The 26,076-nt window shown below is 70.2% G+C and carries 22 protein-coding genes; 10 read left to right on the forward strand and 12 right to left on the reverse strand.

Going from position 1 to position 26,076, the window contains the following annotated elements; all coding sequences use genetic code 11:
• The first annotated feature begins 230 nt into the window (after positions 1-230).
• Together OG905_RS10430 and OG905_RS10435 are read left to right on the forward strand one after the other, a co-directional pair.
• On the forward strand, positions 231-587 hold the full coding sequence (locus tag OG905_RS10430) for a VOC family protein (protein WP_328667452.1): 357 nt from the start codon (positions 231-233) through the stop codon (positions 585-587).
• A gap of 48 nt (positions 588-635) precedes the next feature.
• Positions 636-2,165 carry a helix-turn-helix domain-containing protein gene (locus tag OG905_RS10435; RefSeq protein WP_328667453.1) on the forward strand — a complete coding sequence of 510 codons (1,530 nt, stop codon included), beginning with the start codon at positions 636-638 and terminating at the stop codon, positions 2,163-2,165.
• Between the two features lie 234 nt (positions 2,166-2,399).
• On the opposite strand, the gene OG905_RS10440 is transcribed toward OG905_RS10435, so the two are convergent.
• From OG905_RS10440 to OG905_RS10470, 7 genes are all read right to left on the reverse strand, one after another.
• A complete protein-coding gene (locus OG905_RS10440) occupies positions 2,400-3,086 on the reverse strand; it encodes a GntR family transcriptional regulator (RefSeq protein ID WP_328667454.1) in 687 nt (228 codons plus the stop codon).
• 47 nt (positions 3,087-3,133) lie between these two features.
• Positions 3,134-4,504, reverse strand: a complete 1,371-nt coding sequence (locus OG905_RS10445) for an aldehyde dehydrogenase family protein (RefSeq protein WP_328667455.1) — start codon at positions 4,502-4,504, stop codon at positions 3,134-3,136.
• Complete coding sequence (locus OG905_RS10450; protein ID WP_328667456.1) at positions 4,501-5,505, reverse strand: proline racemase family protein; 1,005 nt, start codon at positions 5,503-5,505, stop codon at positions 4,501-4,503. The genes OG905_RS10445 and OG905_RS10450 overlap by 4 nt, the downstream gene beginning before the upstream one ends.
• A 31-nt stretch (positions 5,506-5,536) precedes the next feature.
• Positions 5,537-6,445, reverse strand: a complete 909-nt coding sequence (locus tag OG905_RS10455) for a dihydrodipicolinate synthase family protein (RefSeq protein ID WP_328667457.1) — start codon at positions 6,443-6,445, stop codon at positions 5,537-5,539.
• Positions 6,446-6,516: 71 nt separating this feature from the next.
• Complete coding sequence (locus OG905_RS10460; protein ID WP_328667458.1) at positions 6,517-7,980, reverse strand: NAD(P)/FAD-dependent oxidoreductase; 1,464 nt, start codon at positions 7,978-7,980, stop codon at positions 6,517-6,519.
• A complete protein-coding gene (locus tag OG905_RS10465; RefSeq protein ID WP_328667459.1) occupies positions 7,961-8,275 on the reverse strand; it encodes a (2Fe-2S)-binding protein in 315 nt (104 codons plus the stop codon). The genes OG905_RS10460 and OG905_RS10465 overlap by 20 nt, the downstream gene beginning before the upstream one ends.
• Positions 8,276-8,302: 27 nt before the next feature.
• Positions 8,303-9,457, reverse strand: a complete 1,155-nt coding sequence (locus tag OG905_RS10470; RefSeq protein WP_328667460.1) for an NAD(P)/FAD-dependent oxidoreductase — start codon at positions 9,455-9,457, stop codon at positions 8,303-8,305.
• Between the two features lie 238 nt (positions 9,458-9,695).
• On the opposite strand from OG905_RS10470, the gene OG905_RS10475 reads away from it, so the two are divergent.
• From OG905_RS10475 to OG905_RS10500, 6 genes are all read left to right on the forward strand, one after another.
• On the forward strand, positions 9,696-11,447 hold the full coding sequence (locus OG905_RS10475; protein WP_328667461.1) for an ABC transporter substrate-binding protein: 1,752 nt from the start codon (positions 9,696-9,698) through the stop codon (positions 11,445-11,447).
• A 15-nt stretch (positions 11,448-11,462) separates the two neighbouring features.
• Complete coding sequence (locus OG905_RS10480; RefSeq protein ID WP_328667462.1) at positions 11,463-12,395, forward strand: ABC transporter permease; 933 nt, start codon at positions 11,463-11,465, stop codon at positions 12,393-12,395.
• The gene (locus OG905_RS10485) at positions 12,392-13,378 is read left to right on the forward strand and encodes an ABC transporter permease (protein WP_328667463.1); all 987 of its coding nucleotides are present in this window, start codon (positions 12,392-12,394) and stop codon (positions 13,376-13,378) included. The genes OG905_RS10480 and OG905_RS10485 overlap by 4 nt, the downstream gene beginning before the upstream one ends.
• Positions 13,378-14,382: an ABC transporter ATP-binding protein gene (locus tag OG905_RS10490; protein WP_328667464.1), complete on the forward strand. Its 1,005-nt coding sequence runs from the start codon at positions 13,378-13,380 to the stop codon at positions 14,380-14,382. Before OG905_RS10485 ends, OG905_RS10490 begins: the two co-directional genes overlap by 1 nt.
• Positions 14,379-15,377: an ABC transporter ATP-binding protein gene (locus OG905_RS10495; protein WP_328667465.1), complete on the forward strand. Its 999-nt coding sequence runs from the start codon at positions 14,379-14,381 to the stop codon at positions 15,375-15,377. Before OG905_RS10490 ends, OG905_RS10495 begins: the two co-directional genes overlap by 4 nt.
• A gap of 249 nt (positions 15,378-15,626) precedes the next feature.
• The gene (locus OG905_RS10500; RefSeq protein WP_328667466.1) at positions 15,627-16,601 is read left to right on the forward strand and encodes a LysR family transcriptional regulator; all 975 of its coding nucleotides are present in this window, start codon (positions 15,627-15,629) and stop codon (positions 16,599-16,601) included.
• Positions 16,602-16,876: 275 nt separating this feature from the next.
• Here the strand turns inward: OG905_RS10500 and OG905_RS10505 are convergent, their stop codons facing one another.
• The 4 genes from OG905_RS10505 to OG905_RS10520 form a co-directional block, all read right to left on the reverse strand.
• Positions 16,877-18,427, reverse strand: coding sequence for an MFS transporter (locus tag OG905_RS10505; protein ID WP_443043921.1), 1,551 nt, complete (start codon positions 18,425-18,427; stop codon positions 16,877-16,879).
• 86 nt (positions 18,428-18,513) lie between these two features.
• A complete protein-coding gene (locus tag OG905_RS10510) occupies positions 18,514-19,359 on the reverse strand; it encodes an alpha/beta fold hydrolase (protein WP_328667467.1) in 846 nt (281 codons plus the stop codon).
• Positions 19,360-19,420: 61 nt separating this feature from the next.
• Positions 19,421-19,819 (reverse strand): RidA family protein, encoded by a 399-nt coding sequence (locus tag OG905_RS10515; RefSeq protein WP_328667468.1) that lies wholly within the window; start codon positions 19,817-19,819, stop codon positions 19,421-19,423.
• A 19-nt stretch (positions 19,820-19,838) separates the two neighbouring features.
• Positions 19,839-20,948 (reverse strand): acyl-CoA dehydrogenase family protein, encoded by a 1,110-nt coding sequence (locus OG905_RS10520; RefSeq protein ID WP_328667469.1) that lies wholly within the window; start codon positions 20,946-20,948, stop codon positions 19,839-19,841.
• Between the two features lie 131 nt (positions 20,949-21,079).
• Between OG905_RS10520 and OG905_RS10525 the strand changes: the two genes are divergently transcribed.
• Positions 21,080-22,696 (forward strand): AMP-binding protein, encoded by a 1,617-nt coding sequence (locus tag OG905_RS10525; protein ID WP_328667470.1) that lies wholly within the window; start codon positions 21,080-21,082, stop codon positions 22,694-22,696.
• A 4-nt stretch (positions 22,697-22,700) separates the two neighbouring features.
• Positions 22,701-23,507: a PaaX family transcriptional regulator gene (locus OG905_RS10530; protein WP_328667471.1), complete on the forward strand. Its 807-nt coding sequence runs from the start codon at positions 22,701-22,703 to the stop codon at positions 23,505-23,507.
• A 203-nt stretch (positions 23,508-23,710) separates the two neighbouring features.
• Here the strand turns inward: OG905_RS10530 and OG905_RS10535 are convergent, their stop codons facing one another.
• A complete protein-coding gene (locus tag OG905_RS10535; protein WP_328667472.1) occupies positions 23,711-26,074 on the reverse strand; it encodes a bifunctional salicylyl-CoA 5-hydroxylase/oxidoreductase in 2,364 nt (787 codons plus the stop codon).
• Between the last annotated feature and the right edge of the window lie 2 nt (positions 26,075-26,076).

Consider the following 26,076-nt stretch of genomic DNA (forward strand, 5'->3'; position numbering starts at 1 on the left):
GCAATGCTGCCGCCATGGCTCCTCGCCGATCCGCTAAGGTAAGACTTAGTTAGGTAGCCCTTACCAGGTGGCGGCTGCGGTACGCCTTCGATAGATATCTCGATGTCGAGATAACTCTAGTACATGACCGCTGCCCGGTCATGCCCGGACCTCCCCCGACGGCGGGACCTGGGCGCCCGTACGGCGGCCCAGGGATTGCCGTGCGCGTGCACCCGATTCAGTATCGGAGCATGTTCAGCGGTGCGCACGTGATCCTCTACAGCCGGGACTCGGATGCCGACCGGGCCTTCGTCAAGGACGTGCTCGGCTTCGCGCACGTCGACGCGGGACGCGGCTGGCTCGTCTTCAAGCTGCCGCCGGCGGAGATCGCCGTGCATCCAGCAGGGGATCAGCCGAAGGCGGAGTTCTATCTGATGTGCGACGACCTTCAGCGGACCCTGGCCAGGCTCACGGCGCGCGGGGTAGAGGTCTCGCAGCCGCCGAGCGACCAGGGATGGGGGGTACTGGCCGCGGTGCGGATGCCGAGCGGGGCCGAACTGCCCCTGTATGAACCGAAACACCCTGTTGCTCATAGCCTGTCACCCTGATGGCCCACCCCACGCGATCACATCTCATATCTGAGATAGCCTGCCGCCATGGGAGACGACTACCTCGTACGCATCGGCAAGCTCATCCGTGACGCCCGTCAGCATCGGGGCTGGACACAAACGCAGTTGGCCGAGGCACTCGGCACCAGCCAGAGCGCCGTGAACCGCATCGAGCGGGGCAATCAGAACATCAGCCTTGAGATGATCGCGCGCATCGGCGAGGCGCTCGACAGTGAAATCGTTTCGCTCGGCTACGCCGGGCCCATGCATCTTCGGGTGGTCGGCGGACGCCGGCTGTCCGGGGCCATCGACGTGAAGACGAGCAAGAACGCGTGTGTCGCGCTGCTCTGCGGCTCACTGCTCAACAAGGGCCGTACGGTGCTGCGGCGGGTGGCCCGTATCGAGGAGGTCTTCCGGCTGCTGGAAGTGCTGAACTCCATCGGGGTGCGCACCCGTTGGATCAACGAGGGCGTGGACCTGGAGATCGTGCCGCCCGCGCAGTTCGACATGGACGCCATCGACGCGGAGGCCGCACGCCGGACCCGGTCGATCATCATGTTCCTCGGCCCGCTGCTGCACCGGATGGAGAGCTTCAAGCTGCCGTACGCCGGTGGCTGCGACCTCGGCACGCGGACCATCGAGCCGCACATGATCGCGCTGCGCCGCTTCGGCCTGGACATCACCGCGACGGAGGGCCTCTACCACGCGAAGGTGGAGCAGGCGATCGCACCGGACCGCCCGATCGTCCTCACCGAGCGCGGCGACACGGTGACCGAGAACGCGCTGCTGGCCGCGGCCCGGCACGACGGCGTGACCGTCATCCGCAACGCGTCCTCCAACTACATGGTCCAGGACCTGTGCTTCTTCCTGGAGGCGCTGGGCGTCAAGGTCGAGGGCGTCGGCACCACCACGCTGACCGTGCACGGCATCCCGAACATCGACGTGGACGTCGACTACTCCCCCTCCGAGGACCCGGTCGAGGCGATGAGCCTGCTGGCGGCGGCGGTTGTCACGGAGTCGGAGCTGACGATCCGCCGGGTCCCGATCGAGTTCATGGAGATCGAGCTCGCGGTGCTGGAGGAGATGGGCCTGGACCACGACCGCTCCCCCGAGTACGCGGCGGACAACGGCCGTACGCGGCTGGTGGACCTGACGGTGCGCCCCTCCAAACTGGAGGCGCCGATCGACAAGATCCACCCGATGCCGTTCCCGGGCCTGAACATCGACAACGTCCCGTTCTTCGCGGCGATCGCGGCGGTCGCGCTGGGCAAGACGCTGATCCACGACTGGGTCTACGACAACCGCGCGATCTACCTCACGGACCTCAACCGCCTGGGCGGCCGCCTGCAGTTGCTCGACCCCCACCGCGTCCTGGTGGAGGGCCCGACCCGCTGGCGCGCGGCGGAGATGATGTGCCCGCCGGCACTGCGGCCCGCGGTGGTGGTACTGCTGGCGATGATGGCGGCGGAGGGCACATCGGTGCTGCGCAATGTGTATGTGATCAACCGGGGGTACGAGGAGCTGGCGGAGCGGCTGAACTCGGTGGGGGCGCAGATCGAGATCTTCCGCGACATCTGATCAGGGAATGCCGCCGCACCCCCCATCGGACCGGCAGGAGCACCGACAGAGGGCCTACGGCTGCGAGGGCCCGCTCCGCGGCTGACCTGTACACGAGCGGGGCCTCGGGACGCTCCGAAGGAGAGCCCGAGGTGCGGCCGGCTCTCGGTGGGGAGCCCCCGGGTCCGCATGACTCCACGTTATGGAAGGCTCGCCGCCCGAGTCGGCCGCGGCAGCCCGACGCGACCGGGGCCGCTATCCGGCGGTCTTCGCCGCGGTCCCGCTCTTGGCCCAGAGGGAGCGGACATGGCTCAGGTGCTTGGCCATGAGCTTCTCCGCTCCCTTCGCGTCGCCGGCGAGCATCAGGTCGAGGAGTTCCAGGTGTTCCTCGGCCGAGGGGATCAGCCCGCCGCGCTCGTCGAGGGCGGTGAGCCCGTACAGGCGGGATCGCTTGCGCAGGTCGCCGACGGTTTCGACGAGCCTCTCGTTGCCGGAGAGGGCGAGGAGCGAGAGGTGGAACTGCCGGTCGGCCTCCAGGTAGCCGATGAGGTCGTGGTCGCGCGCGGCCCGGACGATCTCCTCGGCGACCGGCCGCAGCGCCTCCAGTGCCTCACGAGCGGCGGACCGGGTGATCCGACCGACCGTGGGGATCTCGATCAGGGCACGGATCTCGGTGTACTGGTCGAGATCGCGCTCGTTGACCTCGGTGACCCGGAACCCCTTGTTGCGGACGGGCTCGACCAGGCCCTCCCGGGCCAGGTCGAGCATCGCCTCGCGCACGGGCGTCGCGGAGATCCCGAAGTCCTCGGCGAGGACCGGCGCCGAGTACACCTCGCCCGGCCGGAGCTCGCCGGAGATCAGGGCGGCCCGCAGGGCATGGGCGACCTGGTCGCGCAGCCGCTCGCGGGTGGCGTTGAGGTCGCGCTGCTTCAGGTGCCCCATAACGGTGGTGATCCCTTCATGCCGGAGCGGATCACCAGCGTACAATGTCACGTTGTTTTCACAGGTGACAGGGTGTACGTACGGCTGGAGGTGTAGAACTCCAAGGCCGAGTGACCCTGTTCGCGCGGCCCGTGGCTGGATGCCTTGGCGCCGCCGAAAGGCAGATGGAAGTCGACGCCGTTGGACGGGGCGTTGATCCGGATCATCCCGGTGTCGAGCTGATCCAGTCCGTTCAGGGCCGTGTCCAGGTCCGCGGTGTGGACCGAGGTGACCAGGCCGTACGGGACCGAGTTGGTGATCCGTACCGCATGGGCGAGGTCGTCGGCGGGCAGCAGGGCCGCGATGGGCCCGAAGACCTCCTCGCGCAGCAGCCGGTGGCCCGGGGACACCTTCTCGACCAGGGTCGGGGCCGCGTACCAGCCGGGGCCGTCGGGCACGGTACCGCCCGCAAGCACCGAGGACCCGTCCCAGGAACTGCTGACGTGATCGCGAGCATGTTCGTTGATCAGTGGTCCGCACACGGTGGACGGGTCGGCAGGGTCGCCGACCGGGACGGTCCGCAGCGCCTCGGAGAGTGCCTCGCGCAGCGGGTCGAGCGCCGCGCCGACCGCGATCACGCGGCTGGTGGCGGTGCACTTCTGGCCGGCGTATCCGGCGATCGCGGCGGCGATGTGGACCGCGGCCTGCTCGATGTCGGCGTCCGGCAGGACGAGGGCCGCGTTCAGGCCGCCCATCTCCGACTGGACCGGGATGCCCCGCGCCGTGGCGGCACGCGCGACCGCCTGGCCGACGGCTGTAGAGCCGGTGAAGGAGACGACGTCGGCGGCGGAGACGAGGGCGTTGCCCTCGGTCGCCCCGCCGGGCAGCACGGTGAACACTCCTGCTGTCAGGCTCTGCTGGACGATCTCTGCCAGCCGCTGGGCACAGGCCGTCGCTTCCGGAGCGGGCTTGAGGACGACCGCGTTGCCCACGGCGAGTGCCGGGGCGGCCTTCCAGCTCGGGATGGCGAAGGGGAAGTTCCAGGGCGTGATGAGGCCCGCGACGCCGTGCGGGCGCCGGCGGGTGAGGAGGAGTCCGGGGCCGGCCGCGGGTTCGTGCACGGCGCCGGTGGGTTCGTAGGGGGCCTGCGCGTAATACCGCCAGATCGCGACGGTCCGCGCGACCTCGGCCCGGGCCTCGGCGAGCGGCTTGCCCACCTCGCGCACGGCGAGTTCGGCAAGCTCGTCAGCGGCGGCTTCGATGCCTGCGGCGACCGCGCTGAGGGCCGCCGAACGGGCGGCCGCGCCACCGATCAGCCAGCCGGGCTGGGCGGCACGGGCCCGCTCGACGACGTCAACCGTCGCGAACGCGCCGGGAGCCGGGATGTCGACGAGTACGTCGGTGGGGTCGGCCGGGTTGTGGGAGACGATGCTGGTCACAGGAGGAAGCCTCCGGGGAAGGGGTCGTCCGGGTCGAGGAAGTACTGGGCGGTGCCGGTGATCCAGGCGCGGCCGGTGATGGCCGGCACGACGGCGGGCAGCCCGCCGACCTCCGTCTCGGAGAGGAGGCGGCCGGTGAAGCGCGTCCCGATGAAGGACTCGTTGACGAAATCGCGGCCCAGGGGCAATGCACCGCGAGCGTGCAACTGTGCCATCCGTGCCGAGGTGCCGGTGCCGCACGGGGAGCGGTCGAACCAGCCCGGGTGAATCGCCATCGCGTGCCGCGAGTGGTCGGCGTTCGAGCCGGGTGCCGTCAGGTAGACATGCTTGACCCCGGCGATCTCCGGCTGTTCCGGGTGGACGGGCCGGTCCGGCGAGGCGTTGATCGCGTCCATGACCGCGAGCCCGGCAGCCAGCAGGTCGTCCTTGCGGGCGCGGTCGAACGGCAGCCCCAGGTCGTCGAGGTCGACGAAGGCGTAGAAGTTGCCGCCGAACGCGAGGTCGTAGGTGACCGTCCCGTACCTGGGGACGTCCACCTTGAGGTCCAGGCCGACACAGAAGGCAGGCACATTGGTGAACGTGACCGACTTCGCCACGCCCTCCAGGACCGCTACGTCGACGCTGACAAGGCCGGCCGGGGTGTCGAGCCGCACCGTGGTGACCGGTTCGCTCACCGGCACCATGCCCGTCTCGACGAGAACGGTGGCGACGCCGATCGTGCCGTGCCCGCACATCGGCAGCAGCCCGGACACCTCGATGTAGAGGACCCCGAAATCGGCGTCGGGCCGGGTCGGCGGCTGGAGGATCGCTCCGCTCATCGCGGCATGGCCGCGCGGCTCGTACATCAGAAGCGTCCGGAGATGATCCAGATGCTCGATGAAGTGCAGCCGGCGCTCGGCCATGGTGGCGCCGGGGATCACCCCGACGCCGCCGGTGATCACCCGGGTGGGCATGCCCTCGGTGTGCGAATCGACGGCGTGGAAGACGTGTCGCGTGCGCACGATGAATCCTTTCGAAGCAGCGCGGATGCGGTCAGTGGTGACCGTCGGCGACGGCCTTCTCGGTGGCAGCTCGGACTCCGGCCTCGATCTCCCCCGTGAGAGGGAAGCGCGGCGGGCGGGTGGGGCCACCACGGCGGCCGACGATGTCCATGGACAGCTTGATGGACTGGACGAACTCCGTCTTCGAATCCCAGCGCAGCAGCGAGTGCAGGGACTTGTAGAGCGGCAGGGCGGTGTCCAGGTCACCGGCGACGGCGGCGTTGTACAGCTCGGCGCAGGTGGCGGGGAAGGCGTTGGGGTATCCGGCGATCCAGCCGACCGCACCGGCCAGGGCGAGTTCGAGCAGGACGTCGTCCGCGCCGATCAGCAGGTCGAGTTCCGGAGCGAGTTCGGCGATCTCGTACGCGCGCCGTACATCGCCGGTGAACTCCTTGACGGCGACGATGCTGCCGTCCTGGTGCAGCCGGGCCAGCATCCCGGGCGTCAGATCCACCTTGGTGTCGATGGGGTTGTTGTACGCGACGACCGGCACCCCCGCCTCGGCGACCTCGGTGTAGTGGGCGCGGACTGCCTGCTCGTCGGCCCGGTAGGCGTTCGGGGGCAGCAGGAGGACCGAGCCGCAGCCGGCTTCGGCCGCCTGCTCCGCCCAGCGGCGGGCCTCGGCGCTGCCGTAGGCGGCGACACCGGGCATGACCCGCGCGCCGTCGCCCGCAGCGTCGACGGCGGTACGGACCACGCGGGCCCGCTCCTCGTCGGTGAGGGTCTGGTACTCGCCGAGCGAACCGTTCGGCACGACACCGTCGCAGCCGTTCTCGATCAGCCAGCGGACGTGCTCGGCGTACGCGTCGTAGTCGACGGACAGATCGTCGCGCAGGGGCAGCGCGGTGGCCACCATGATCCCGCGCCAGGGACGGGTGCTGTTCCAGGCGGTGCCTGTCATGTGTAAGCCCTCTCTATAATGTGTGACATTTTACTGCCAGGTGTGCGGTGCCCACAAGGGCAAACCGCGGGTCAGTGGTCGGCGCCCGGGGTCGGGTCGGGCCGGATCTCGGCGGGTTCGTCGAGCGAGGCGAGTGCCGAGAGCGGAACAGGCACGGCGAACGGACGGCGTTCAGCGGGTGGTTCCACGGCACCATCGCGGGCCGCGAGGCACGCTACAGCCGCTGCGCACATACGCCCCTGACACCATCCCATACCGGCCCGAGTGAGGAGCTTGACGGTGCGTGCGTCGCGGGCCCCGAGGTCGGCGACGGCTTCGCGGATGCTTCCGGCCGACACTTCCTCACAGCGGCACACCTCCGTGTCGTCGGTCAGCCAGCCCGCCCAGCCCGGTGCCGGGGCATGGGCGGCGGTCATCGCGTCGGCGAAGGCGCGCATGCGGTCCCGGCGGCGTTGCAGCTCGCGAACGCGCCCCTCACGGACGGGGTGCCCGAGCAGTCTGGCGGCAGCCGCCAGCCCGGCCAGTTCTCCTTCCGAGCGGGCGAGCTGCGCGCCACCGACCCCCCCGGTCTCCCCCGCCGCCCACAGGCCACGCACCGAGGTTTCCTGAAGGCCGTCCAGGGCCAGGGCGGATGTCCCGTCCGCCAAGGGGCGGGTGGCGCAGCCGAGTGCGGTGGCCAGTTCGATCTGCGGGGCAAGGCCGTGCCCCACAGCGAGCGCGTCGCACTCGATCCGCCGGTCCGCCCCCTGTACGGGCCGCCAGTCGCGGTCGAGCCGGGCGACGGTTACGGCCTCCACCCGGTCGGTGCCGTGCACCTGGGTGACCGCGCTGCGCAGCCGTAGCCGCACCCGGTGCCGCAGCAGAGCGGCACCGTGGACCGCCGCCTCCGCCAGCTTGTGCGGGTTGGTGACGAGCGCCCGGGGGCGGCGGGCGTACCGCAGATAGCCGGATGCCTCGACCACGGCCGGGACGCGCGCCCCCGCGGCAGCCAGTGAGGTGGCGACCGCCAGCAGCAGGGGGCCGCTGCCCGCCACGACGATGCGCCTACCGGGCAGCACCAGGCCGGACTTGAGCATGGCCTGCGCTCCACCGGCACCCACGACACCCGGCAAGGTCCAGCCGGGAAAGGGCAGTTGGCGCTCGTACGCCCCGGTCGCGAGCAGGACCGTACGGGCCCGCACCCGCGCCGACCGCTCCGCGGTGCCGTCGGACCCGGTGACGGCGTGCACCGCCCACAGACCATGGTCCTCCTTGGTGACCGCCCAGACATGGTGTCCGGACAGGTGGCTGACGTCGCTCTGCTCCAGGCGTCGGCGCAGCTCGGCGAAGGCAGCCCAGTCGTGGTGCAGAGCCTCGGGCCGCGCCGCCCCCAGGCTGGGCGCCGGATGCCGGTAGAACTGACCGCCGTGCTGGGGCGATCCGTCCAACAGGGCAACGGACAGGCCGAGTTCGGCGGCGGTGACGGCGCCTGCGAGACCGGCCGATCCCGCTCCGATCACCACGAGGTCGTACGGGTCAGACGCTGAGGCGGGCATGGCCGTGTCCCTCCTGGGTGGTGATCACGTCGCCGGGACGGGCAGGCACCAGACACGCCCTGCGGTTGGGCTCCCCATTAATGGTGGCGAGGCAGTCGTAGCACTGCCCGATGCCACAGAAGGCACCCCGCGGGCGGCCGGCGTTGCGCGTGGTGCGCCAGGCGAGGATGCCCGCAGTCCACAGGGCTGCGGCGACGGACTGCCCGGGCAGGGCGGTGACCGGACTGCCGTCCATCGTGATCTCGAAGGACGGGCCAGGGTTCGCCCCGACCAGGTCGGTGGGGGTACGGGCCACTGCGGGCCTCCTCTCGTAGCAGACGGGTCAAGCGGCGGATTCGAAGCGGCCGGGATGGAACGGGCCCAGGTCCAGCGGCAGTTCACCGCCGTCCAAGCAGCGCGCGATGAGCAGCCCGGTGGCCGGGGCAAGCCCGATCCCCGCGCCTTCGTGGCCGCAGGCGTGCAGCAGGCCCGGCACTCGCGGATCGTGGCCGATGGCAGGGAGATGGTCGGGCAGGTACGGGCGGAACCCCGCATACGTCCGCATCGCCCGGACCCCGGCCAGGACCGGGAACAGTGCGGTGGCCTGCGCCGCCAGGCGGCGCACCACCTCGGTCGACAACGTGACGTCGAAGCCGACCCGTTCCCGGCTGGCACCGATCAGGACCGGGCCGGCCGGGGTGCCCTCGACCACGGCCGAGGTCTGCAGCGCGGCGGAGCCGCTCGCGACATCGGCAACATAGTCCGCGGAGTACACCTTGTGCCGCACCACACGCGGCAGCGGTTCCGTGACGAGAACGAAGCCGCGGCGGGGCAGCAGGGGAAGCTCGACGCCCGCGAGCCGGGCCAGCTCGCCACCCCAGGTGCCGGCGGCGTTGACCACGTACGGGGCATGTACGTCGCCGGACACCGTACGCACCCCGCGTACCGATCCGTCCGCCGTGGTGAGCAGGCCGGTGACCTCCTCGCCGAGTCTCAGGCGCACCCGCTCGCCGCCCGCACGCAGCAGATGCGCGGCCGCCAGGGCCGGCATGACCTGCGCATCCTGGGGGTAGTGGAAGCCACCCGCCAGGCCGGGTGCCAGATGCGGCTCCAGGTCGTTCAACCGGTCCTGCGGGACTTCCTCCGCCCGCACACCGGCCTTGTCCTGTCCGGCCGCGAAGTCGCGCAGGGCGCGCATCCCGGCCTCCCCGGAGGCGACGACGAGGCCGCCCTTGGGTTCGTACTCGATCTGCGGCGGGAGGAGCTCGGCCAGCTCCCGCCACAACCCGGTGGACAGCAGCGCGAGATCGAGTTCGGGTCCGGGCTCCTTGTCGGAGACCAGGAGGTTGCCCTCGCCGGCACCCGTGGTGCCGCCCGCGACGGGGCCGCGGTCGATCACGGTGACGGAGAGGCCGGCTCGGGCTGCGTAATAGGCGCAGGCCGCGCCGATCACGCCCGCACCGACGACGATGACGTCCGAGGTGTTTCTCTTGGGCACAGCAGTAATATTTCACATTGCACAACCGAGGGCAAGGGTTACGCGCGACCCGCCCGCACTCACCTCTCCAGCAAGGCGCCCATCCGCTCCTCGACGGCATCCGGTGTCCTCGGCGGCGCCCACTCGGACACAGGTGAGTAACGAGCTCGCCAGCACCTTGTCAGTGCAATTTCACATTACTATGTTACCTGTCACATTCCAGCTGCTGGCTGACCGACTGTTCTCGGAGTGACCACTAATGAACAAGCGCACCCTCACCGCCGTCGCCACCGCCCTGGCGGCGACCGTCACACTCGGCGCAGCCGGCTGTTCCGGCTCCAAGCACCCGTCCGGCGGCCGCGGCGCCGACGGCAAGAACCCTGCGACCGCCAACCAAGGAGCCGTAGTCGGCGGCACTCCGCAGAAGGGCGGCACCCTCACAGTCCTGTCCAACCAGGACTTCACCCACCTCGATCCGGCCCGCAACTGGGTGATGAGCGATATGGAGTTCGGGACCCGGCTGCTCTACCGCACCCTGGTCACCTACAAGGCAGCCCCCGGCACTGCGGGCGGTGAACTCGTCCCGGACCTCGCCACCGACCTCGGCACCTCCTCCAACGGCGCCAAGACCTGGACCTTCCACCTCAAGCAGGGAGTCAAGTACGAGGACGGCACCCCCGTCACCGCGCAGGACATCAAGTACAACGTGGAGCGGTCCTTCTCCCCCGACCTGCCCGGCGGAGCCGACTACGCCGCCCGCTACCTGGCCGGCGCCGAGGGCTACCAGGGGCCCGCCGAGGGCAAGCACCTCGCCTCCATCAAGACGCCCGACGACCACACGATCGTCTTCGAACTCCGCAAGCCCTTCGCGGAGTTCCCCAACGCCACCGTCATGCCGACCTTCGCCCCGGTGCCCAAGGCCAAGGACAAGGGGCCTCAGTACGACAACCGGCCGTTCTCCTCGGGCCCGTACAAGATCGAGTCCTACCAGCGCGGAAAGAAGCTGGTGCTGGTGCGCAACACCAGCTGGGACGCCTCGACCGACCAGGTGCGCAAGGCGTACCCGGACAAGCTGGTCATGGTGATGGGGCTGAAGGCGAACCAGATCGACGACCGGCTGATCGCCAGCCAGGGCGCTGACACCTCCGCCGTCTCCTGGGGTGCGCTGCGGCCGGAGAGCGCGGCCAAGGTGCTGCCCGACGCCGAGGTGCGCAAGCGGCTGATCGCCGAGTCGACCAACTGCACGGACATGGTCCAAATGCACACCGGGCGGGCCCCGTTCAATGATGTGAAGGTCCGTCAGGCCGTGCAGTACGCGCTCGACAGGGACTCGGTGCTCACCGCCTCGGGCGGCCCCGCCTTCAACGACCTGTCCACCTCCTACATGCCCGCCACCCTCTTCGACGGCAAGGAACCGGACACTCTGAAGATCCCCGCGACTGGTGACATCGAGAAGGCGAAGCAGCTGCTGAAGGAGGCGGGCAAGCCGGACGGGTTCGAGACGAAGATGACCGTCTCGACCGGGGACAAGGGGCGGGCCGAGGCGATACAGCAGTCGCTGGGCAAGGCCGGAATCAAGGTCACCATCGAGACCGTCGACCCGTCGGCGTTCTACGCGACGATCGGCGACACCAAGAACCGCACCGACATCGCGTACACGGGCTGGTGCCCCGACTACCCGTCCGGCTCCACGTTCCTGCCGTTCGTGTTCGACGGCCGCTACATCAAGGAGAAGGGCAACTCCGGCAACCACTCGCTCTTCCGCGACGAGCCGACCATGAAGCGGATGGACGAAATCGCCGCCATGACCGACGCCAAGCAGGCCAACACCGCCTGGCAGCAGCTGGACGGCGAGATCCTCGCCAAGGCACCCGCCGTACCGGTCCTGGTCCGCCGCTGGCCCCTCGTGCTCGGCAGCAACATCGCCGGCGCCTACGGTCAGACCTCCTTCGGCGGTCAGCTCGACTACGCCACGGTCGGCCTCAAGGACCCGTCCAAGAGCCAGGGCTGAGGGCTCGTAAAGATCATGGCTCTCACCATCGCACCGGTGGAGGTTCCGGCGGGCAGCGGCCCCTGGCAGCTGGCCCGCGCGGAACTACGCCGCCGCACCTCCGTCAAGATCTCCCTCGTCATTGTCGCGCTCTTCGTCGTCATGGCCGCCGCCGCGCCCCTGCTGAGCGCACTGGGCGGCTGGTCGCCCGAGGAGTTCGACAAGTCTGCCGTCGATCCCTACCTGGGCGGGCTGCCGCTCGGACCGCTCGGCGGGATCTCCGCCGACCACTGGCTGGGCGTCGAACCCGTCACCGGCCGCGACCTGTTCGCCCGGGTCGTGCACGGCGCCCAGGTCTCCCTCCTGATCGCCTTCACCGCGACCGCGATCGTCGTGGTCGCGGGCACGGCGGCCGGTATCGCGGCCGGCTACTTCGGCGGCCGCACCGACGCGGTCCTCAGCCGGATCATGGACCTGACCATGTCCTTCCCCTCCCTCATCTTCATGATCGCGATGATGTCGGTGGCCAAGGACGTCAACCGGATCGTGCTGATGACCGCGGTGATCGGGCTGTTCGGCTGGCCCGGCATCGCCCGCGTGGTGCGCGGCCAGACGCTCTCGCTCAAGCACCGCGAGTACGTCGACGCCGCGCGGGTGGGCGGATCGGGGGCATGGCGGATCCTCACCCGCGACATCCTCCCGGGCGTCGCCGGGCCCGTCATCGCGTACACCACCCTGATCATCCCGGGCATGATCGCCACCGAGGCGGCCCTGAGCTATCTGGGCGTCGGCGTGCGCCCGCCCACCCCGTCCTGGGGCCAGATGATCGCCGAGAGCGTCGCCTTCTACGACACGGATCCCATGTACTTCGTCATCCCGAGCTTCTGCCTCTTCCTCGCCGTGCTCGCCTTCACCCTCCTCGGAGACGCGCTGCGGGACATCCTCGACCCGAGGGGAAGCCGCACATGACCCGCTACCTCGGCCGCCGGCTGCTCGGCGTGGTCGGCGTGCTGATCGCGATCGCCGCCGTCACCTTCACCATCTTCTACGTCCTGCCCTCCGACCCGGCCGCCGCGGCCTGCGGCAAGTCGTGCAGCGCCGAACGCCTGACGGCGATCCGCGCGCACATGGGCCTGGACCAGCCGATCTGGGTGCAGTTCTGGGAGTTCCTCAGCGGCATCTTCACCGGCCGCACACTGGGCAGCGGCCAGTACGCGCTGCACTGCGGCTTTCCCTGCCTCGGCTACTCGTACGAGAACAGCGAGTCCGTCTGGGGCCTGCTGATGGACCGGCTTCCGGTCTCCGCCTCGCTCGCGTTCGGCGCGGCGGTGCTGTGGCTGCTGCTCGGCCTGACCGCCGGAGTCACCGCCGCCCTGCGCAAGGACACCCTGCTCGACCGGGTCCTGATGGTCGGCGCGGTCGGCGCCGCCTCGATGCCCGTGTACTTCACCTCGATGATGCTCATCTACGGGCTGATCCGGGTGGCGGGGCTGTTCCCCTACCCGCAGTACGTGTCCTTCGGCAGCGACCCCGTCCACTGGGCGACCAACCTGCTCCTGCCGTGGCTGGCACTCGCCATTCTGTACGCGGCCATGTACGCACGCCAGAGCCGCAGTTCGATGATCGAGACGATGGCGGAGCCGTTCATCCGCACGGCCCGCGCCAAGGGCCTGCCGCGTCGCACGGTCGTCGTCAAGCACGGGTTGCGGGCCGGCATGACGCCGATCCTCACCATCTTCGGCATGGACCTGGGCGGGCTCCTCGCGGGCGCCGTCATCACCGAGTCCATCTTCGGACTCCCGGGCATCGGCAGGCTCTTCTACGGCGCGCTCTCCAGCGGGGACCAGCCCGTCATCCTCGGGGTCACGCTGCTCGCCGCCACCTTCATCGTCGTCGCCAACCTGGCCGTCGACCTGCTGTACGCCGTCGTCGACCCGAGGGTGAGGTTTTGATGACCGGAAGCCAATCTCTGCTGACCGTACGGGACCTGAGTGTCACCTTCGCGACGAAGCGGGGCCCGGTGCGGGCCGTGGACTCGCTCAGCTTCGACGTCCACCGGGGCCGCACCCTGGGCATCGTCGGCGAGTCCGGTTCGGGCAAGTCCGTCACCTCGATGGCGGTGCTCGGGCTGCACACCGCCGCCGAGGTCACCGGCTCGATCAGCCTCGAAGGACAGGAGCTGCTGGGGCTCCCGGAACGGGAGTTGAACCGGCTGCGGGGCCGCCGGATGGCCATGATCTTTCAGGACCCGCTCTCCAGCCTCCACCCGTACTACACGGTCGGCGAGCAGATCGCCGAACACCACCGGGTCCACTTCGGCTCCCGCCGTGCGGTGGCCCACAGGCGGGCCGTGGAGATGCTCGCCGAAGTCGGCATCCCCGAGCCGGAACGCAGGGCGGGCGAGTATCCGCACCAGTTCTCCGGCGGGATGCGCCAGCGCGTGATGATCGCCATGGCGCTGGCCTGCGAGCCCGAACTCCTCATCGCGGACGAGCCGACCACCGCTCTCGACGTCACCGTCCAGGCCCAGATCCTGGAGCTGATCGCCCGGCTGCAGGAGGAGCGCGGACTCGCCGTCGTCATGATCACCCACGATCTCGGGGTGGTCGCCCGGGTCGCCCACGAGGTGCTGGTGATGTACGGCGGGCGCGCGGCCGAACAGGCCCCGGTGGACACCCTGTTCGCAACTCCCGCCCACCCCTACACCCGCGGGCTGCTCGACTCCCTGCCCCGGCTCGACGACAGCGACGACGAACCGCTGCGGGCCATCCCCGGCAGCCCGCCGTCCCTGCTGGCACCCGCCCCCGGCTGTGCGTTCGCGCCCCGCTGCCCCCGGGCGGCAGGCGCCTCGGAGAGCGAGCGGCTGCGCTGCGAGACCGAACGGCCCCTGCTCTCCGGACCGGCCGAGCATCCGGCTGCCTGCCACCTCCCCGCGTACGAAGGCGTCGCCTCATGACCAGTACAGCTCAGCCACTCCTCAGCGTGCGGCCACTGCTCAGCGTGCGGGACGTAACGATGGCCTTCCCGGGAAAGCGCCGCCGTGCGGATCCCGTGCGAGCCGTCGACGGCATCAGCTTCGATGTGGCCGCCGGGGAGACGCTGGGCCTGGTCGGCGAATCCGGCTGCGGCAAGTCCACCACCGGCCGCATGATCGTGCGGCTCCTGGAACCCACCACCGGCTCGATCACCTACGACGGCCACGACATCAGCCACCTGTCCCAGCGCGAACTCAAGCCACTGCGCCGCGAACTCCAGATGGTCTTCCAGGACCCGCATTCCTCCCTCAATCCGCGCCAGACCGTGGCCCGGATCATCTCCGACCCCCTTCTGGCGCAAGGGAGTTCGTCGGCGGACGCACGCAAGCGGGCAGCCGAGCTGATGGACCTGGTCGGACTCATCCCCGAGCACATCGACCGCTATCCGCACGAGTTCTCCGGCGGCCAGGCCCAGCGCATCGGCATCGCCCGCTCGCTCGCCACCAGCCCCCGGCTGGTCGTCGCCGACGAGCCCGTCTCCGCACTCGACGTCTCCGTACAGGCCCAGATCGTCAACCTCATGGAACGCCTCCAGCAGGAGCTCGGCCTGGCCTACCTCTTCATCGCCCACGACCTCTCGGTCGTCAAGCGGGTCTGCGACCGGGTCGCCGTCATGTATCTCGGCCGGATCGTCGAAATCGGCGACAAGGAGCGGGTGTACGCCGCCCCCGCCCACCCCTACACCCGGGCACTGCTCTCCGCGGTGCCCCTGCCCGACCCCGCAGCCGAGCGGGCCCGTGAGCGCATCACACTCCTGGGCGACCCGCCCAGCCCGGCCTCTCCCCCACCGGGCTGCACCTTCCACCCGCGCTGCCCCAAGGCTCAGCCCATCTGCCGCGCCGAGGCACCACTGCTGCGGATCGCCGCACCCGGCGAGCCGCGGGAGGTCGCCTGCCACTTCCCAGAGGCGGCCTGAACACGGTCGTGCCCCGGATCCGCACAACGGATCCGGGGCACGACTGTTCAATCCTGGCTACGACTTGGTGACTCGCACCGTCCCTCCGTAGCCATCGGCGCTCAGCACGTCGATCCGTACACCGGCCGCGGAGTCCGTGAATGACTCACAGGATCAGCACCTCTCGATGTATGGCATGTGACATTTCACATAAGACTGCGGATGCAGACACCTGTCCGAAAGCTGTCGTCGCTCCATAACATCCACGCCATGGATCTGGAGGTACGGCATCTGCGGGTGGTGTGCGCGATCGCCGAGGCGGGCAGCCTCACTCGCGCCGCCGCCTCGCTGTCCTTGACTCAGCCAGGGATCAGCACCCAACTGCGCCGCATTGAGGCCATGCTGGGCGGAAACCTGTTCGACCGGAGGCACGCCGGCGCCGTCCCCACACCCTTCGGCGAACTAGTACTGAGCCGGGCTCGCGCCATCCTGCCGGGCATCGACGGCCTCCTCGCCGACACTGCCCGGGCCACGCGCCGAACGTCGACCCCTGATCGAGTCCGCATCGGCTCGGTCGGCGCTCCACTGCTCGGCCATCTCATCCTGGCTGTAAAGCAGTTGCTGCCCCATGCCGAAGTGACCTCACGCTGCCAGTACTCCCCGGCGACTCTGCTCGACGACCTCGCGGCCGACCGCTTGGAAGCGACGGTGCTCGGGGATCATCCCGACCAGGAGCTGCCGTCGCGTGAGGGCGTGGTGCTGAACCTGATCGTCACCGAGCCCGTATTCGCCCTCCTGCCGACGGCCCACCCGCTGGCGGCACAGGAGGAGGTCTCGCTGGCCCAACTCATGGACGAGGACTGGGCAGTCCCCCGCCCCGACGGCGACCGCACCCGCGAATACTGGTCATCCGTCTGCGCTCAGGTGGATCGCCGTCCGTTCACCCCGTACGAAGCCGAGGGGCGGCAGTTGATCGAGATCGTCCGGGCGGGCCTGGCCGTCAGCCTCTGCCAGGCCACCTTCATCGAAGCCCCGGGCGTCGCTGTCCGTCCCCTCGCCGGAAATCCTCTGTGGTACCGGCATGTCCTGGCCTGGCGCCGCGACGGCCCACTCGCGGCACACGGTGCCGAAATCCACCGGAGAGTCGCCGACGGCTATCTGGACACCTGCGCGGCCAGCCCTGTGTACGCACGCTGGCGGGAACGGCATCCGCAATCGGCCCGGGTGGCGCAGACCAGAATCTGAGCCCAGGGCCCGGCGTCGGCCGGAGGTTCCGTCACTCGTCGTCCGGCGTCGGCTTGCGGCGGATGCGCGCCGCCATCACCGCTACGTCGTCCTCCGCGTGGGCGGCGTCGAGTTCGTGGAGGACCTCGTCGACCAGGTCGTCGAGTGCGCCGCCCGGGTCGGGGTGGACGTGGGCCAGGCGGGCGAGGGAGGTGTCGATTGCGCCCCTCGTCCCCGCGCATCACAGGTCCGGGCCCGCACCCGGGCGAGGATGCGGGCCGGATGGCGGGAGGGGTTCAGGGCTGGCCAGCAGTGACACCGCCCTGGAGGCGTGCCAGGTCGGAGGGACGGACCTGGATGGCCAGGACGGCGATCACGGCCGCGACGACGGTGAAGATCGCGGCCGCGACGAACGCGGCGGAGACTCCAGAGGTGAGGACCTGGTCGCTGAAGGGCCGTGGAAGCTGGCCGGTGCGCTGGAATTGCAGCTTCTCCACCGGGGTCGCCTGGGCGAGGAAGCTCGGCACCTGGTCGTTGGCCTCGTTGCGGCTGGCCGTGCCGAACACCGTGACCAGGATGGACAGACCCAGCGAACCGCCCACCTGCTGGGTCGCATTGAGCATGCCGGACGCCGCGCCCGTCTCGTACGTGGCCACACCGGAGACGGCCATCAGCGTCAGCGACACGAAGTTCAGGCCCATGCCGAAGCCGAAGACCACTATCGGTCCCAGGATGCTGCCCAGATACGTGGAGTGGATATCGGTCTGGGTCAGCCAGGACAGACCGACCGCGCACAGGATCGAACCGGTCACCATGAAGGGCTTCGGGCCGAATTTCGGCAGGAGTTGGGAGGCGAAGCCCGCGCCCACCGCGACCACCGCGCTCACTGGCAGGAAGGCGAGTCCGGCTTCGAGCGGGCTGAAGCCGAGCACGTTCTGCACGAAGAGCGTGAGGAAGAAGAACATGCCGAAGATCGCGGCAGCAACGCTGAGCATGATTCCGTACGTGCCCGACCGGTTACGGTCGGCGAACATGTGCAGGGGCGTGATCGGCTGTTTGGACCGGCGCTCGATCAGGATGAACGAGGTCAGAAGCACCACCGCGGCGCCGAACGACGCGATCGTCCACGGATCGCGCCAGCCTTCCTGGGCAGCCCGGATGAAGCCATAGACCAGCGCCACCATGCCGAGGGTCGAAGTGAACGCACCCGCCAGGTCGAAGTGGCCCGGATGGCGTTCGGACTCCTTGATGTGGCGGGGAGTTGCCAGAACGATGAGCAGGGCGATGGGCACATTGACGAAGAACACCCAGCGCCAGTCGAGCCATTCGACGAGGATGCCGCCCGCCAGCAGGCCGATCGCGGCGCCGCCCGCGGAGACGGCCGCGAAAACACCGAACGCCCGGTTGCGTTTCGGGCCTTCGGTGAAGGTGGTGGTGATCAGCGCGAGCGCGGTCGGCGATGCGATGGCGCCGCCGACGCCCTGCAGGGCGCGCGAGGCCAGCAGCTGACCGGAGTTCTGGGACAGGCCGCCCAGCAGCGAGGCGAGTGCGAACAGCAGCACTCCGAACATGAAGACCCTGCGTCGGCCGAGGATGTCGCCCATACGGCCGCCGAGGAGCAACAGGCCGCCGAACGTGAGCGTGTAGGCGTTGACCACCCAGGACAGGGTCGTGGTGGAGAAGCCCAGCGAGCTCTGGATGTGCGGGAGCGCGATGTTCACGATGGTGATGTCGAGGACCACCATCAACTGACAGGAGGCGATGACGAGGAGTGCGATCACATCGCCGCCGCTCATCTTGTTCGAGGCGGCGATCTGCGATGTGGGTACCGGCTGCGGGGTCGTCATGACGCATCGAGCCCTCACACGAGGGTCTGTAGACGGTTCCGTCCACTAATGAACGGTAAACCTACGGCGAGCCCGCCACCAGTCGATCAAGATCCGCCGCCGGAGGGCTCCGCGACGAAGGCGCGCAGTGCCTCGGTGAGCGCGTCGGGCCGGTCCTCGGCAATGAGCGTGCAGCTGTCCTCGATCTCCAGCAGCCGCCCCTCGGGCAGCAGTTCGGCGAGCCGCCTGCCGTGTTCGCGCGGCATCATCCGGTCTTCCGTGGCCCAGACCACCAGCGCGGGCCGGTCGAACTTCCGCAGCCCCTCGGCCGCCTCGAGAAGTTCGGTCTTGCGCAGGCCCGCGTTGTAGCGCTTGAAGTCGGCCCTGATTGCTTTGTCGGTCAGCAGTGGACGCAGCCAGTTGTCGATGATCTCGTCGGGCACGGGACGCTTGGTGAGCGCGCCGAAGCCGATGGGCAGCCGGCGCAGCGGTTTCAGCCCGAGGATCCGGGCCGTCAGCGCGATGCCGCCGGGCACCTTGCAGACGAACGAGATCATCTTTCCGGGCGCTCCCGGCGGGTAGTTGTCGAAAGCCTCGCAGGAGATCAGCACCAGCCGGGCGAGCCGCTCGGGGTGGCGGGCCGCGACGGTCTGGGCGCGGCCGCAGTCGCTCTCCACGAGGGTTACGTCGTGCAGGTCCAGGCGGTCCAGGAACTCCGCGATCAGCTCGTTGACGGAGTCGGGGCTCAGGGGGACGCCCGGGCGCATGGGGGTGCGGTGGGCGCCGTACGGGAGGGTCGGGGCGATGCAGCGGTGGTCGCGCCGCAGGTCGGCGACGACCTTGCGCCAGACCGTCGCGTCATGGACGAGCCCGTGCAGCAGGACGACGACCGGGCCCGTGCCTCCGCTGTCCTCGTATGTGATCGTCCCTGCGCTGAGCTCGATCTCCGGCATGGCGTCTCCCTCGGGTCATAACGATGTTATGTAAAGGGGGTGGCGGCCCGCCAGAGTCCGGTCAGGGCAGCACCGCCGTGCCGTCCAGCTCCACCATGGCCTCCTCGTCCCAGAGCCGGTCCACTCCGATCACCGCCATCGCGGGATAGTCCCGGCCCGCCAACCGCCGCCAGATACGGCCCAGTTCAGGGGCGTGCGCGCGATAGCCGGCGACATCGGTGGCGTAGACCGTGACACGGGCGAGGTCCTGCGGGGCGCCGCCGGCGGCCGCGAGTGCGGTGAGCAGATTCGCCAGGGCCGTCTCGAACTGCTCGGGCAGCGTCTCCCCGACGATCTTGCCGCCGGTGTCCAGCGCGGTCTGCCCGGCCAGGAACACCAGCCGCGAGCCGGTGGCCGTGATGGCGTGCGAGAAGCCGGTGGGGGGCGAGAGCTCGGCCGGATTGTGACGGTGCAGGCTCATGCGTGCGGCTCCTTGACGCTCATGCGTACAGCTCCTTGGCAATGATCGTGCGCTGGACCTCGGTCGCGCCCTCGTAGATCCGCGGCGCGCGGACCTCCCGGTACAGATGTTCCAGCAGATGACCGCGCTGGAGCCCGCGGGCGCCGTGCAGCTGGACGGCCGCGTCCACGACGTACTGCGCGGTCTCTGTCGCGAACAGCTTCGCCATCGCGGACCGCTTCGGCACGTCTGCGGCCCTTTCGTCGTACGCCGCGGCCGCCGCGTAGACCAGCAGCCGCGCGGCCTCGGTGCGGGTGGCCATCTCGGCGACCTGGTGGGCGACGGACTGGAGGTCCTTGAGCGGGCCGCCGAAGGCCGTGCGGCGGGCGGTGTGGTCGATGGCCGCGTCCAGGGCGGCCTGGGCCATACCGACGGCGAAGGCACCGACGCTGGGCCGGAAGAGGTTCAGGGTGTTCATCGCGACACGGAAGCCACCGTCCACGTCACCGAGGACATCGTCCCTGCTCACGGGCACATCGGCGAAGGTCAGCGCGCCGATGGGGTGCGGTGAGAGCATCTCCAGGGCGGTTCCGGTCAGCCCCGGCCGGTCGGCGGGGACGAGGAACGCCGTCACGCCGCGCGCTCCAGCGCCCTCGGTCGTACGGGCGAAGACGGTGTAGAAGTCGGCCTCGGGTGCGTTGGAGATCCAGCGCTTCTCGCCGCTCAGGCGCCAGCCCCCACGATCCGGCTCGGCTTTGAGTGCAAGGGCCGCCGCGTCCGAGCCCGCGTCCGGCTCGCTGAGCGCAAAGGCGGCCACGGCCCGCCCGACGATCACGTCGGGGAGCCAGCGCTCCTGCTGGGCCGCGGTGCCCGCCTGGACGATGGGGTAGCTGCCCAGACCCTGGAGGGCGAGGGCGGTCTCGGCCTCCGTACATCCGTGGGCGAGGGATTCGCGCAGCAGGCACAGTTCCAGGGCCCCGGCTCCGAACAGCCGGCCCAGGAGCCCCAGTTCACCGAGGGCGGCCACCAAGGGGCGATTGACGTGGCCCGGTTCCCCCTTGTCGGCGATCGGGCGCAGCTGCTCGGCGGCCAGCGTACGCAGCTGAGCACATCGGGCGGTTTGTTCCGGATCGAGCGAGAATACGGGCATTCGTGCCCCCATTTCATGCGGCCCGGGGATCCGGGGTGGGCCCCGGGAAAGCACGGTATCGCGGACTGTTGACTGTCGTCACCTTCACGATACGCTCGATTCGCGACCCCACCACGAGAAGGGGGCGAACCATGGAACTGTCACCCTCGGCCCACCGCGACACCTTTGCGCGCGACCACCTCCCGCCGCCCGGGCAGTGGCCGGAACTTCTCTTCGATCTGCCCGCGCTGCACTATCCACAGCGGCTCAACTGCGGAGCCGAACTGCTGGACCGTACGATCGAGCGCTTCGGCGCCGACCGGCCCGTCTTCCGGACCGGCGGCGGCGAGGTCTGGACCTACGGAGAGCTGCGGGACCAGGTCGACCGGATAGCGCATGTCCTCACCTCCGGCCTGGGCGTCGTCCCCGGAAACCGCGTCCTGCTGCGCGGCCCGACCACGCCCTGGCTCGCCGCCTGCTGGCTGGCGGTGATGAAGGCGGGCGCGGTGGCCGTCACCGTGCTGGCCCAGCAGCGGGCCAAGGAACTGGCCACGGTGTGCGAGATCGCCGCCGTCAGCCACGCCCTGTGCGACATCCGCTCCCTCGACGACCTGGCCAAGGCCGAGGTGCCGGGGCTGAGCATCACGGCGTACGGCGGCGACGGGCCCGACGATCTGCTGCGGCTGGCCGCCGCCGGCCCCCCGGAGCCCTACGAGGCGGTGCAGACCGCGGCCGACGATGTCGCGCTGATCGCCTTCACCTCCGGCACCACCGGGCGGCCCAAGGGCTGTATGCACTTCCACCGCGATGTACTGGCCGTCGCGGACACCTTCTCCGCGCAGGTGCTGCGGCCGGAGCCCGACGACGTCTTCGCGGGCAGCCCGCCGCTCGGCTTCACCTTCGGGCTCGGCGGCCTGGTGATCTTCCCGATGCGGGCGGGGGCGTCGGCGCTGCTGCTCGAACAGGCGGGCCCGGACCGGCTGTTGCCCGCGATCGCGGCCCACCGGGTGTCGGTGCTGTTCACCGCGCCGACGGCGTACCGCGTGATGCTGGAGCGCATCGAGGAGTACGACACGGGCTCGCTGCGGCGGTGCGTGTCGGCCGGCGAGAATCTGCCCGCGGCCACCTGGCAGGCCTGGCAGGAGCGGACCGGGCTGCGCATCATCAACGGCATCGGCGCGACCGAGCTGCTGCACATCTTCATCTCGGCGGCGGACGACGCGATCAGACCCGGCACCACCGGGATACCGGTACCGGGCTGGCAGGCCCGCGTCGTGGACCGCTCCGGGGTTCCTGTTCCGGACGGCGAGCCCGGACTGCTCGCCGTGCGCGGCCCGGTCGGCTGCCGCTATCTGAACGACCCGCGACAGCTGGAGTATGTGCGCGAGGGCTGGAATCTCACCGGTGACACGTATACGCGTGAATCCGACGGCTATTTCCGCTACGTCGCCCGCGCCGACGACATGATCATCTCGGCCGGGTACAACATCGCCGGGCCGGAGGTGGAGGACGCGCTGCTGCAGCAACCGGACGTGGCGGAGGCCGCGGTGATCGGCCGCGAGGACGAACTGCGCGGACAGATCGTGGTCGCGTATGTCGTCCTGCGGGAAGGCGTCCCGAGGGGCGAGGAGACCGTGGCGGCGCTCACCGACGCGGTCAAGCGGCGGCTGACCCCGTACAAGTGTCCGCGCGAGATCGTCTTCCTGGACGCGCTGCCGCGCACGCCCACCGGCAAGCTGCAGCGCTTCCGCCTGCGGGCTCTAAAGTGATCACGTGGCCGAGCAGCACACACCCCGTTCCCTGATCGTCTCCCTGTACGGCGCGTACGGACGCGAACGGCCGGGGCCCCTTCCCGTGGCCGAACTCATCCGTCTGCTGGCGGTTCTCGGCGTCGACGCCCCGTCCGTGCGCTCATCGGTCTCCCGGCTCAAACGCCGCGGCCTGCTGGTCCCCGAACGCACCGATGACGACGCGGCCGGGTACGCCCTGTCGGACGACGCCCGCCAGCTGCTCGACGACGGCGACCGGCGGATCTACGCCCACCACTCGCCCCTGCTGTCCGAGGGCTGGGTGCTCGCGGTCTTCTCGGTGCCCGAGGCCGAACGCCACAAGCGCCATCTGCTGCGCTCAAGGCTCGGACGGCTCGGCTTCGGCTCGGCCGCCCCGGGCGTGTGGATCGCGCCCGCGCGGCTGTACGAGGAGGCGCGGCACACCCTGCGCCGGCTCCAGCTCGACCCGTACGTCGAGCTGTTCCGCGGTGAGCATCTCGGCTTCGCGGCGACGGCGGAGGCGGTGGCGCGCTGGTGGGACCTGGGCGCGATCGCGAAGGAGCACGAGGAGTTCCTCGATCTGCACGAGCCGAGGCTGCGGGAGTGGGAGGCGCGCGGCGAGCTGCCCCCGATGGAGGCGTACCGCGACTATCTTCCGGCGCTGGACTCCTGGCGGCGGCTGCCGTACATCGATCCGGGACTGCCGGCCGAACTGCTGCCGCAGGGCTGGCCGGGGGGACGGTCGGCGGAGGTCTTCGCCCGGCTGCACGCGCTGCTGCGGGACGCGGGAGCGGCGTTCGTGCAGGCGTGAGAGTCCGAGGGGGTGTCGTTTGGATCAGGCCCGATCAGCGAGCGGGTCTGGTGCGTGCAGCTGCAAGGCGGAGGAGGAGTCGAGGCGGAGCGTCGGCGACTGACGCAACGCGGCATGGGGGCACCTCCCGTGCCCGAAGGGCTACGGGGGAGTGTGTGCCAGGGCACGCGAGCCCGGCAAGATCCGAAAGACACCCCCTGCGCTCAGCTCAGAGTGAGCCGGGGCTTTGGCGCGTCCGTCCGGCCGGTCGGGGGCCTGCGACTGCCTGCCGCGTACTGGTCGGGCCAGATCGCTCCCGCCCCCTTGTAGTTCTGTTCGGCGGCCGCGTGCAGGGTCCAGTGCGGATCGTAGAGATGCGGCCTGGCCAGCGCGCAGAGGTCGGCGCGGCCCGCCAGCAGGAGCGAGTTGACGTCGTCCCAGGAGGAGATGGCGCCGACCGCGATGACGGGAATGCCGAGCGTGTTGCGGATCCGGTCGGCGTACGGGGTCTGGTACGAGCGGCCGTACTCCGGCTGTTCGTCCGACACGACCTGGCCCGTGGAGACGTCGATCGCGTCGGCGCCGTGGGCGGAGAACGCGCGGGCGATCTCGACGGCGTCCTCGGCGGTGTTGCCGCCCTGCGCCCAGTCGGTGGCGGAGATACGGATGGTCATGGGCCGGTCGTCGGGCCAGATGGCGCGCATGGTGTCGAAGACTTCGAGAGGGAAGCGAAGACGGTTCTCAAGGGAGCCGCCGTAGGCGTCGGTGCGCTGATTGGTGAGCGGCGAGAGGAAGCCGGAGAGGAGATAGCCGTGGGCGCAGTGGAGTTCGAGCAGGTCGAAACCGCACGCGTCCGCACGCCGGGTCGCGTCGGCGAACTGCTCGCGGATCTCGGCCAGTCCGTCGCGGTCCAGCGCCTGGGGGATCTGGTTCACGCCGGGGCGGTAGGAGAGCGGTGAGGCCGCGACGAGAGGCCAGTTCCCCTCGTCGAGCGGCTGGTCGATGCCCTCCCACATGAGCTTGGTGGAGCCCTTGCGGCCGGAGTGCCCGAGCTGGACGCCGATCGCGGTGCCGGGTGCGTGGAGGTGCACGAAGTCGGTGACCCGGCGCCAGGCGGCGCCCTGCTCGGGGGTGTAGAGGCCCGTGCAGCCGGGGGTGATACGGCCCTGTGCGCTCACGCACACCATCTCGGTCATCACCAGGCCCGCACCGCCGAGGCCCCGCGCGCCCAGGTGGACGAGGTGGAAGTCGCCGGGGACGCCGTCCTTGGCGGAGTACATGTCCATGGGCGAGACGACCACGCGGTTGCGCAGGGTCAGCCCGCGCAGCGTGAGGGGCGTGAACATCGGTGGGGTGGCGGGCGGGCAGCCGAAGTCGCGCTCGACGGCGTCGGTGAACGCCGGGTCGCGCAGGCGCAGATTGTCATGGGTGACGCGGCGGCTGCGGGTGAGCAGATTGAACGCGAACTGCCGGGCCGGCTGGTCGAGATACGTGCCCAGCTCCTCGAACCAGCGCAGGCTGGCGGCGGCCGCGCGCTGCGTGGACTCGACGACGGGGCGGCGCTCACCCTCGTACGCGGCGAGGGCAGCGGGGAGATCGGGCTGCTCCTCGATGCAGGCGGCGAGCGCGAGGGCGTCCTCGACGGCGAGCTTGGTGCCGGAGCCGATGGAGAAGTGGGCCGTGTGGGCGGCGTCGCCCAGCAGCACCGTATTGCCGTGGGACCAGTGGTCGTTGACGACGGTACGGAACGCGATCCAGGCGGAGTTGTTGCCGTGCAGCGGCCGGCCGTCGAGCGCGTCGGCGAAGATCTTGGCGCACCGGTCGATGGACTCCTGCTCGTCGCAGCCGTCGAGACCGGCCGCCCGCCAGACCTCCTCACGCATCTCGACGATGACGGTGCTGGCGCCGGGGGAGTAGGGATAGCCGTGCAGCTGCATCGCGCCGTACTCGGTCTCGGCGACCTCGAAGCGGAAGGCGTCGAAGGCGAAGTCCGCGGCAAGCCAGATATAGCGGCAGCGGTGGGTGGTGATGTGCGGGGCGAAGGCGTCGGCGTGCGCCTCGCGGGTGAGGCTGTTCACACCGTCCGCGGCGATGACCAGGTCGTGGGTGGTGGCGAGTTCGGCGGCGGGCGGGGCGGGGGTGCGGAAACGGAGGTGTACGCCCAGACCGGCGCAGCGGTCGTGGAGGATCTGCAGGAGACGGCGCCGGCCGAGGGCGGCGAAGCCGTGGCCGCCGGAGGTGAGGGTGCGGCCGCGGTGGACGATGTCGATGTCGTCCCAGCGGACGAACTCGTCCTGGAGCGCGCGGTAGATGACAGGGTCGGCGTGCTCGATCCCGCCGAGGGTCTCGTCGGAGAGGACGACGCCGAAGCCGAAGGTGTCGTCGGGGGCACCGCGCTCCCAGACGGTGATCTCGCGGTCGGGGTCGAGGCGCTTGAGCAGGGCGGCGGCGTAGAGGCCGCCGGGGCCGCCGCCGATGACGGCGACGCGGAGGGGGTGGGGCGCCGCCCCAGACCCCGTACGGCCTTCGGCCGTGTGCTCAAACGCCGGACGGGCCGAGATGGCGCCCCGGGGCGACGGGGGTCGCATGG

The organism is Streptomyces sp. NBC_00322, assembly GCF_036147535.1.
In the GTDB taxonomy this organism is placed as follows: domain Bacteria; phylum Actinomycetota; class Actinomycetes; order Streptomycetales; family Streptomycetaceae; genus Streptomyces.